The sequence below is a fragment of the Verrucomicrobiota bacterium genome, assembly GCA_016871535.1.
GTDB lineage: Bacteria > Verrucomicrobiota > Verrucomicrobiia > Limisphaerales > SIBE01 > VHCZ01.
Window position 1 is genome coordinate 1 of sequence record VHCZ01000232.1, and the last position, 9,637, is coordinate 9,637.

8 protein-coding genes are annotated in these 9,637 nt (G+C 58.6%); 6 read left to right on the forward strand and 2 right to left on the reverse strand.

Annotated features, from left to right (window positions below; all coding sequences use genetic code 11):
- Positions 1–27: 27 nt before the first annotated feature.
- The gene (locus FJ398_21970) at positions 28–510 is read right to left on the reverse strand and encodes a response regulator (GenBank protein MBM3840577.1); all 483 of its coding nucleotides are present in this window, start codon (positions 508–510) and stop codon (positions 28–30) included.
- Positions 511–647: 137 nt separating this feature from the next.
- On the opposite strand from FJ398_21970, the gene FJ398_21975 reads away from it, so the two are divergent.
- From FJ398_21975 to FJ398_21985, 3 genes are all read left to right on the forward strand, one after another.
- The gene (locus FJ398_21975; protein ID MBM3840578.1) at positions 648–1,505 is read left to right on the forward strand and encodes a type II secretion system protein; all 858 of its coding nucleotides are present in this window, start codon (positions 648–650) and stop codon (positions 1,503–1,505) included.
- Positions 1,506–1,625: 120 nt separating this feature from the next.
- A complete protein-coding gene (locus FJ398_21980) occupies positions 1,626–2,081 on the forward strand; it encodes a hypothetical protein (protein ID MBM3840579.1) in 456 nt (151 codons plus the stop codon).
- Between the two features lie 122 nt (positions 2,082–2,203).
- On the forward strand, positions 2,204–4,030 hold the full coding sequence (locus FJ398_21985) for an arylsulfatase (GenBank protein ID MBM3840580.1): 1,827 nt from the start codon (positions 2,204–2,206) through the stop codon (positions 4,028–4,030).
- Between the two features lie 376 nt (positions 4,031–4,406).
- Here the strand turns inward: FJ398_21985 and FJ398_21990 are convergent, their stop codons facing one another.
- Complete coding sequence (locus FJ398_21990; protein MBM3840581.1) at positions 4,407–5,177, reverse strand: type II secretion system protein; 771 nt, start codon at positions 5,175–5,177, stop codon at positions 4,407–4,409.
- 443 nt (positions 5,178–5,620) lie between these two features.
- Here FJ398_21990 and FJ398_21995 point away from each other — a divergent pair, with 443 nt between their 5' ends.
- From FJ398_21995 to FJ398_22005, 3 genes are all read left to right on the forward strand, one after another.
- Positions 5,621–6,442: a type II secretion system protein gene (locus FJ398_21995; GenBank protein MBM3840582.1), complete on the forward strand. Its 822-nt coding sequence runs from the start codon at positions 5,621–5,623 to the stop codon at positions 6,440–6,442.
- 2 nt (positions 6,443–6,444) lie between these two features.
- The gene (locus FJ398_22000; protein ID MBM3840583.1) at positions 6,445–7,692 is read left to right on the forward strand and encodes a hypothetical protein; all 1,248 of its coding nucleotides are present in this window, start codon (positions 6,445–6,447) and stop codon (positions 7,690–7,692) included.
- Positions 7,693–8,019: 327 nt separating this feature from the next.
- Entirely contained in the window at positions 8,020–8,919 is a 900-nt protein-coding gene (locus tag FJ398_22005) for a class I SAM-dependent methyltransferase (protein MBM3840584.1), read from the forward strand.
- Positions 8,920–9,637 lie beyond the last annotated feature (718 nt).

The window sequence follows — 9,637 nt, forward strand, 5'->3', positions numbered from 1 at the left end:
CCAAAGGCCGCCTGGCTTCGTTGCTCCTCAGTCGAAGATCCAGGGAGGATATTCTCCTTCGTCGCGCCTCGCCATCCGGCCTTTGGCGCGAAAACAGGACCCCGCGGAATTTTCGGACACGCTCTGACGGATCGTTCGGCACAATTCCAGGCCGTCCATCTCCGGCATCATCCAGTCCGAAATCAGAATCGGGAAGTGTGCTCCCTTGAGTTTTTCCCAGGCCTGGCGGCCATCGGTGACGGCCACAACCTCGTAATCATACTTGTGCAACGTTCTCGTCAGGAGCATCCGCGCGACCGCGTCATCTTCAGCGATTAGAATCTTCATGTGAACGCCCTGGCATATCATGCGGTGCACCGGGCACGAGTTTGCGAGGCCTGGGGTAGGTTTCCTCCACGGCTGAACCTTGGCAAGCCGCTTCACGACTGGCCCCAGCGATTCAGCGATTCTCAGTTTGAGTTCGGTAGGGCGAGCCTGTCCCCAGCGAGCCGCCTCCAACGTGGTCCCCATACGTCGGACACGGCTCGCCGGGACGGACTCGCTCTACCCTGGAAGCGTTCGACGTCCGGGGAGCAGTCCGAAATGAGAATGCTGACTTCCCAAATAGGCCTTGACATTGATTGTTGGGATGGCACCAAGACCAGTTCATGACAACCCATCCTTCTGTTCCTCCGCGTCGCCATTCGGCTTTCACCCTCATCGAACTGCTGGTCGTCATTGCCATCATTGGCATTCTCGCCAGCCTGCTCTTGCCGGCCTTGAAGAGCGCCAAGGATCGGTCGTTCCTCGTGACCGATCTAAACAACATTCGCCAAATCCTTCTGGCGGCCCACAGCTTCGCCGGGGACAACAACGATTACATCCCGTTCTGCGGGTGGGGCGGATTGCCGGACCGCGATTCCTGGGCCTACTCGAAAGATCTGGCGCGGTTCCCCGGCGCGGGGAAGAACGACCCGAACACTTACTCCAATCAGGTGCAGAGCTTCAAAAGAGGCCAGCTCGGAAACTACCTCGACTCGGAGAAAGTGATGACTTGCCCGAAGGATTTCTCAGAAAGACAAACCGGTGTGAAGCAGAAACAGTACATCCGCCGCGACATCAAGATCATCAGCTATCTCTGGAACGGCGCCATCAACGGTTACGACACGGGCCCCATGCCCCAGAACCTCATGTCTCGATGGACGTTGTCCACATTCCGGCCTACCGGAATGCTGATCTGGGAAGCGGACGAAATGCAGAGCGAATATATTTTCAATGACGCCAGCAGCACGCCGCACGAAGGCATTTCGCGCCGGCACGGCTCCAGCCGAATCGCCAAGGACCAAAGCGACAAAGTGAAAGGGATCGGCACGTTCGGGAACCTGACCGGTTCGGCTTTCACGGCGCCGCTGGCCAAGTGGCTCTCGCGCCAGATGGCGGGACCGAACATCTGGCCGCAGGAACCGTCGTTCGACGGGCCGAATGATGCGTGGTACGTTCCGGGCACGCGCAATGGCCGAAATTAGAATCCCAATCTCCCCCGGAATCTCATGACTCAACCAGCGCTTCCGCTGAACCGGGTAGGGAGGGATTCCACTCCGTCCCTGACCTCAATTAGCGATCGGAAGAGCGATTCCAGGGACGCGGTGGAACGCGTCCTTACCCGTTCATGGCTCGTGTGCATTGCGCCGTGGTCATGGCAGCTTTCTACGAACCTCCTCCTCGCGGGCCTCCTTTGCTTCGCGCTGACTGGCTGCGGTTCCAAAGTCGAAACCGAAAAGCCTGCTCCGGCAACTGCATCTCAGCCGACTCCGGCTCAGGAAGAGACCACCGCACCGGAACCGGCGGCGGGCGCCGCAGCCATCACTTCGGCGCAATTCATCGAAGCTGCCCGAACTTCTTTGAAAGCGGGAAACGTGGACGAAGCCGCAGCCAGGTTGGCGCAACTTCAGTTGCAAGGCACCCGGTTCAACGCGCAACAAGCGAAAGATTATCGCCAAGCTCTTTCGGAGGCCTACGACCGCGCCATCGAAGGCGCCCAGCGCGGCGATCCGCGGGCGCAAGCCGCGCTGCAACTCTTGCGTGCGGCTGGACCGCGTTGACCCCTTCTTCCTGCCAAGAACGGTAGGGCAGACCTGCTGGTCTGCCGATCTGCGTCGCCGCCTCACGCAACAAGGTGTGAACCTCATCGAACGATGGACCGCAGGACTTCCCCAATCTTGAAATGAAAACGAACATTCACGTTGTGACAACCACGCCGATCAAGACAGGCAACACCTGGCGCGCGTCCACGATGGCCGCACTCCTTGTGGCCGCTTCCACCACGTTTCCGGCCCCAGTCTTCAACTCGCAGGCCGCCGCCCACCGCACGCGTCCAAACGTCGTCCTGATTATCACGGATGACCAGGGACACGGTGACCTGGGCTTTCACGGCAACCCGAAGATTCGGACACCGCACCTGGATCAACTGGCGCGGGAAAGCGTTCGCTTTGTGAATTTCTATGTCATGCCCGTTTGTTCGCCCACGCGCGCCTGTTTGTTGACGGGGCGCTACAACTATCGCACCGGCGTCGTGGACACCTACCTGGGGCGCTCTCTGATGGAGCCGGGCGAGGTGACGCTGCCAGAAATGCTCGGGCGCGCCGGGTATCGCACGGGGATCTTTGGCAAGTGGCACCTCGGCGACACCTATCCCATGCGCCCGATCGACCAGGGATTTCAGGAAGCGCTTGTGCTGAAGGGCGGCGGCATTGGCCAACCGTCGGATCCGCCGAGCGGGGAGAGTTACTTCGATCCCATTCTTCAGCACAACGGCAAGCCCCTGAAGACCCAGGGCTATGTGAGCGATGTCATCACCGACGCCGCGATCGAGTTCATCCGACGGAACCGGGAGAACCCCTTCTTCGTTTATCTCGCGTTTAACGCTCCGCACACGCCGTTGGAAGTGCCGGATGAATACTTGGGGAAGTACCGCGGGCTGGACCTTTCTCACTCCGAGTTTCCCAATCGAGGCCACGCGCTGCCTGGAAAGGCGGATCAGGCCATGATCGCGAAAGTGTACGGCATGGTGGAGAACATCGATGACAACATGGGCCGGCTGACGGCGAAGTTGGACGAATGGGGTTTATCGCGAAACACGGTGGTGATCTTCATGACGGACAACGGGCCCCAACAGGTGCGCTACAACAGCGGAATGTTCCAGCGCAAAGGCAGCGTCCACGAAGGCGGCATTCGCGTGCCGTTCTTTGTGCGCTGGCCCGCCCAATTCGAGGCGGGGCGCGCGGTGGATCGCATCGCCGCGCACATCGATATTGCGCCGACCTTGCTCGATCTGTGCCGCGCGAGGAAGCCGGCAAGAGTGAAATTCGATGGCAAAAGTCTGCTGCCGCTTTTGCGCGGTTCAGCCGTGAACTGGCCGGATCGAACGCTCTATTTCCAATGGCATCGCGGCGACACGCCACAACTGTATCGCGCTTTTGCGGCCCGATCCCAGCGCCACAAGCTCGTCCAGCCCGGCGGTGTTCCAGAAGGAACCTGGACGAATCCCCCCGCGTTCAAGCTTTATGACCTGGCGAACGATCCGCTCGAATTCCGCGATATCGCCCCTGAGAACCCGGAGATCGTGGAGAGCATGAAGAAGGGATATGAGCGCTGGTTCAAAGACGTGACCCGTCGGCGGGATTACACCGTGCCGCCGCGCATATCGATCGGTTCACCCCGGGAGAACCCTACGATTCTGACGCGCCAGGATTGGCGTGGTCCGCAAGCGGGTTGGCGCGCCGATTCTCTGGGATACTGGGAGGTGCAGGTTGCGGCGAGCGGTCTTTACTCCATTTCGCTTCAATTCGGTGCGTTGAAGAATCCGGCCACCGCCCATTTGAAGATCGGCGACGTGCGCGTAGAACACTTGCTTCAAGCCGGGGCCGCAGAATGCCAATTCAGCTCCGTTCAACTGAAGAGAGGCCCGAATCGGCTGGAAGCCTGGTTAACGGAGGGCCACACAAACCTGGGTGTGCGGTTCGTTGAAGTGCGGCGGCTCCGTGAGTTTTAGCAAGCGCAGAATCGATGTCAAACGACAGATGGCAAATGCCAAATAATGACAGGCGACTGCCTGAAAAGAGCTTGCCTTCTTCCGTAAAGCCTCCACGATCTGGGCCCGAAAGGAGAAACTTCCCATGGCAAAATACGAACACTTCGAGGATTTGCCCGCCTGGAAAGAGGCCGCACTTCTCTACAATCAAGCCCTGGACCTCTTCGAAGATCCGAATGTGAAACTCTCGTCCGGCTGACGGCAGCTCAATCGCTCGGAAAACCGTCTCGACGGTCGGCGACGAGGCGCTCGTGGAAGGCTGATTCTCGACTCTCGAAACCAAGATGCCCCATTGCAGAAACCGCCAGGCAAGCCAACCTGATCCCATCTGCCGCCTTCAGTTACTCAGTGCGTAGTTCGTCCGGTACTGGTCCGTTACGGCCCATAGATTGAGCGGATAGAGCAGGCCGCGGTACTTGATGAATCGGCCACTCCCATCGGCCATCATGTACATCCCGCCGCCGCCTTTGTTTTGTCCGCGGCCCCCGGAGTGCCGTCCGCGTTCGATTTCCGTGACGTCATTGCCTCGCGCGCCGTCGCGGGAAGGTTCCATCAAATCCATGTAATAATGGTCGGAATCGAACTTCTTTTCGCCCATGACGATGGTCTCCGAAGGAAAGCGGATGGCGCTGAGCAACATTCTTTGATTCGGAGTCGAACCGACGTCGTAGCTTCGTCCCAGCGCTTCACGAAAGTAATCGTTCCATCCATTGATGATGTAGCTGCGAAATGCGTCGTCGGGAGGCAGCGGCGGCGTCCGGGTGCGTTGCCGGGCGTCGAACTGGCTTTGCTCCTTGGTCCGGTCGTTCGGGCAACGCAGGACTTCCAGAGTATCGTAGTACGGCTTGAGTTGGGTGGGCCACCGGTTCACATCGATGCGGACCGGGAAGAAATCTTGATTATCGCTGGCGTAAAGGACGGACGCCAGAGCCAGCGACCGCGAATTGTTCAGGCATTTGATCATGCGCGCCTTTTCTTTGGCCTGGGCCATCGCAGGCAGCAACATCCCAGCAAGGATGGCGATGATGGCGATGACGACGAGCAGTTCGATGAGCGTAAACGCGGCGCGGCGGGAAAGCGGGTACAAGAAAAGGCGTCGAGCATTCATAGTAGTTGGCTGCGGGTTGACGGGGAGATAATGCGCTGAATCCGGCGCAACTCCAAGAAGATTTTCCGCCAGGGCGACGCATCTAAACGCCCAGTGAACCGATGGTGTTCACGTTTCCCAAAAGCCTATCATTCCCTCTCTTCCGACGCAGGAAGTGGACAAGGTCGGGGAGAGGAGTTTGTTCTTGAACAAGTTCCCCTCTCCTCAATCCTCTCCCCCCTCGTGCCTCGCGGGGAGAGGAAGAAACGGCGGCCGGTGAAGATCTGATGCGTTCTGCCAAGGATTTTCCTGAGTAACCCATCGATCCACAACGGTGGACTCCCGCCGAACTTTTCCTCGATGGCATTGGCTCGGCACGCGCTTCGCCTCACCTTATTCAATTTCGGATTTTCGGATTTTCGGAGTGGCGAGCAGGAGGTGAACCGTGTAAAAGTTCCCCTGCTATGAAGGCATCCTGCGCCAGGCAAGCCAAAGCCGCTTTCACCCTCATCGAACTGCTCGTCGTCATCGCCATCATCGCGATCCTCGCCTCATTGCTCCTTCCCGCGCTCGCGAAAGCCAAGCAAGAGGCGCATCGGATCAAGTGTCTCAACAACCTAAAGCAATTGGGGCTGACCTGGGTGCTTTACAGCGCCGACCATAATGAAGGCCTCGTCGCCAACGGCGCGCAATCGGGCGGTTCTGTCGGAAGAGACACACTCTGGGTGAACGGAGATTACCACAGCTTCATCCCGGCGTTTACGAACGCGATGTACCTTCTCGATCCCCGATACGCAGCATTTGCCCGCTACCTCACCGCCAAAAACATCTACAAGTGCCCGTCTGATTCCACGACGTACGTCGTCGAACGCGGAAAACCCGTGCCGCAGGTCCGAAGCTACTCCCTGAACATGTATCTGGGGCCGACGAGTTCGATGGAGCGGCACCGATCTGAACGGTATCGCGTCTTCGCCAAAGCCTCGGACATCCCGGCGCCTGCGAACACGTTCGCGTTCATGGATCTCACCCCGCAAAACCTTTGCACCCCGGCGTTCATTGTCCTGATGCCGGGCCGGGCGTCGGATGAATTCTTTCATTTTCCCGCCACGCATCACAACCGCGGGGGCGTGTTGTCCTTTGCCGACGGCCACGCCGAAGCGCATCGTTGGCGCGACCCTAGGACCTTCCGCACGGCGGCGCTGGGGGTGAAGATTGGGCACAACTTCCAATCGCCCAGGAACACGGATCTGGCCTGGATTCACGAGCGCACTTCGGTGTTGAAGTAGGAATGAATCACCGGATGCTGTTGATTCTGCCGCTGTGCTGGGCCAGCACGAGCGCGGCGCTCGAACTGCCGAGATATGACGATTTCGCGCAACCGCCGCACAATTACTGGCAACGCACGCCCACCGACTGTTTCACAAAGCTCAAGGCCGACCTGGAGTCGCGCCGAATCGTCCTGGATTCCACGAGTGAAAAGGCGTTTGTAGCCAGTCTGCTGAAGGCGCTCGATATTCCCGCCAGTTCGCAGTTGCTGGTTTTTTCAACCACGAGCTTGCAGCTCAGCCTGATTTCCACTTCGCGACCGCGCGCGCTCTATTTCAGCGAGGATCTGTATTTGGGTTACGTTCAGGGCGGGCGCATCGAAATCGTGTCGCTCGATCCCGAACTGGGCGGGATATTTTACATTTTCGACCTTCCGCGCGACGAACAACCGCTGCGCATCGAGCGCTCCAATCGCTGCATGAACTGCCACGCCGCTTCCGAGACTCGCTCCGTGCCGGGGTTGCTTGTGAAATCCGTCGTCTCCGGCCCCAACCGCGGCAGCCTCGATTCATTCCGCACGGACGAAATCGGCCACAGCGTGCCGTTCTCGGAGCGCTTTGGCGGATGGTACGTCACTGGAGCACACGCGATCACCAATCATTGGGGAAATCTGACGGGGCGCCTGTCTCCGGAGGGCCTGACAAAAATCCCGGTTGAGCCAGGCCGGCATTTTGACTGGGACCGTTATCCCGCTGCGACCAGCGACATCCTTCCGCATCTCCTGCACGAACATCAGGCCGGTTTCGTGAACCGGGCCGTCGAAGCGGCTTATCGCGGGCGCGCCTACCTGCACGCCGGCGAAGGCCGGCTTAACAAAGAACAAGCGGAGGAGTTGGACAGGCAAGCGCGCCAGCTTTCGCGCTACCTGCTCTTCGCGGATGAGGCGCCGCTGCCCGAAGGCGGCGTGCAAGGGGATCCGGCTTTCAAACAAGATTTTCAGCGCAATAGAAAGACCGCCGACGACGGTTCGTCGCTCAAGGATTTCGATTTGCGCACACGCCTGTTCAAGCATCGGTGCAGCTACATGATTTACAGCGCGGCGTTTCAGGGATTGCCCTCGGTCATAAAGGAAAGGGTGTATCGGCGTTTGGGAGAGGCGACGGATGTGGCGAAACCAGATCCCGAATACGCCTACCTTTCACCCGGCGAAAAGAACGCGCTGCGCAGGATTTTGAAGGAGACCTTGAGTGATCTGCCAGCGTGGTGGTAACCAGAATGCCCACTAAACACACCGAAGAAGAAAGGTGGTTTCACTCGCAGGTCGGTTTAACCTTTCTCGATGATGCGGCGATTTCGTGTGTTTGGCGTGTTTCGTGGGCTCTGGAGGGCTAGCTGATTTCGACAATTCCTGCTTCCAGCAGTTTCTCCGTTCGACTTCGGTAGGGCGAGCCTGTCCCCAGCGAGCCGTCTCCAACGTATTGCCAGTACGTCGGCCACGGCTCGGCGGGAGTCTCGCTCCACCGCCGTTTGATGTCGGGTAACTCTTTCTCCTCTTTTCTCTTTACCGAGCGCGGCGCGGTGTTAGAAGAGGCGCGTCATGCCCACGATCCAAGAAAACGTCAAGTGTTGGAACGGCGAATACGACTGGACGCAGCAGGGCGAGGAATGGTCTTTGCCCTGGGGCGGGTCGGAAGCCCAATGGTGGGGCACCTTGCTGCCGCGCATCCACGCCTTTGTCCCGTGCGAATCCATTCTGGAAATCGCGCCGGGCTACGGACGTTGGACGCGCTTTCTGAAGGATCTCAGCCAGCGGCTCACCGTCGTCGATCTCAGCGCCGGGTGCATCGATCATTGCCGGCGGCGCTTCGCGTCCTCGAATCACATCCGCTATTTTGTCAACGACGGCAAATCGCTGGACATGGTGGAAGATCAATCGGTCGATTTCGTGTTCAGCTTCGATTCGCTGGTGCATGCGGAGGCGGACGTTCTGGAAACGTATGTTCGGCAACTGGCGCGCAAGCTCACCAAGAACGGAGCCGGTTTCATTCATCACTCCAACGCGGCGCGTTACGGATTTTATTTCTCGCTCCTGAAAATGCGCCGGCCTGGCCCGGGAACGCCGGCCTCGAACCACGGCCCCAACGGAGCGGAAGTTCATTCGCCGCTCCGGGAAGGCCTCCGCCGGGGCAAGCGTTTCCTGATTCAAAGGGGAATTCTTGTCAACGACTGCGCGCGCGCGCTGAGCATGAGCGCCGGCCTGTTCGAGCAATACTGTGAGCGGGCGGGCTTGCGGTGCATTGGCCAGGAAATCATCAACTGGTCGGGCAGCGCGCTCATCGATTGCATTTCGATCTTCACCCGCCCCGGTTCGATCTGGGACCGCCCCAACGAGGTGATCGAGAACCGCCATTTCGTGGAGGAATCGCGAAATATTGGCCGCGTCTCGGGCCTCTACTCGCGTAACTCTTTTGCCAGGCAGCCCCAGGCGGACCGCTGAGCCATTTTTCAAAAGCCGGCAGATCCGGAGTTGCTGCCGCTGCGCAGTCTGCACTCATCCGTTTACGAGTCGTAGGATTACTATCGTATTTGTCCCCGGCAAATTCGTAGTTTCCTCCTTTGCCTTTCCTTCCAGCCCCGCCTAAAAGGACCTTACAAACTCGGAGGCTCGACCCCGTGTGATGCAGTTGGTTGAACGCTGATGTCTTCACTTGAGACGCCAGACGGAGACGGCTGAAGTTGGATGCGCAGAAGAATTCATGAAAGGACGCGGCTACGAAAATCCATCGTTCCTTGGACGACTCGTGGATCAGGCGCTCGACCTGGGTTCAGATTCGGCTTGTCAGTTCTGGCCGATCTGCGAGACTCCTTTCCAAGTTACTAAAGGAAAAAGGAAATCGACAACCCGAAGGATTCTGGTCATGCGCGCGATTGACTCACCAGCCTATCTCTCTCCACAAAGTGTCGAGAGTCTTCCCAGCCACCAAAACAATTTCGCCTTGGCTGGGAACGAAAAGTTGTGGATTCGAGTGAACCCGCAACGGCTTAGGAGCCTCGGACCTCCGCACAAGGCGAAGAACAAGATATGAATGGTGCAGGACATAATTGTGGTGAATAAGACGGTTGTGGAATTTTAGGCGGCGAATTTCAGAGCATCATTTCGGGCTGCGTGCGTGTTGGCGCGGTCTTGCCAGAACGCATCGAATCGGTCGCTCAAG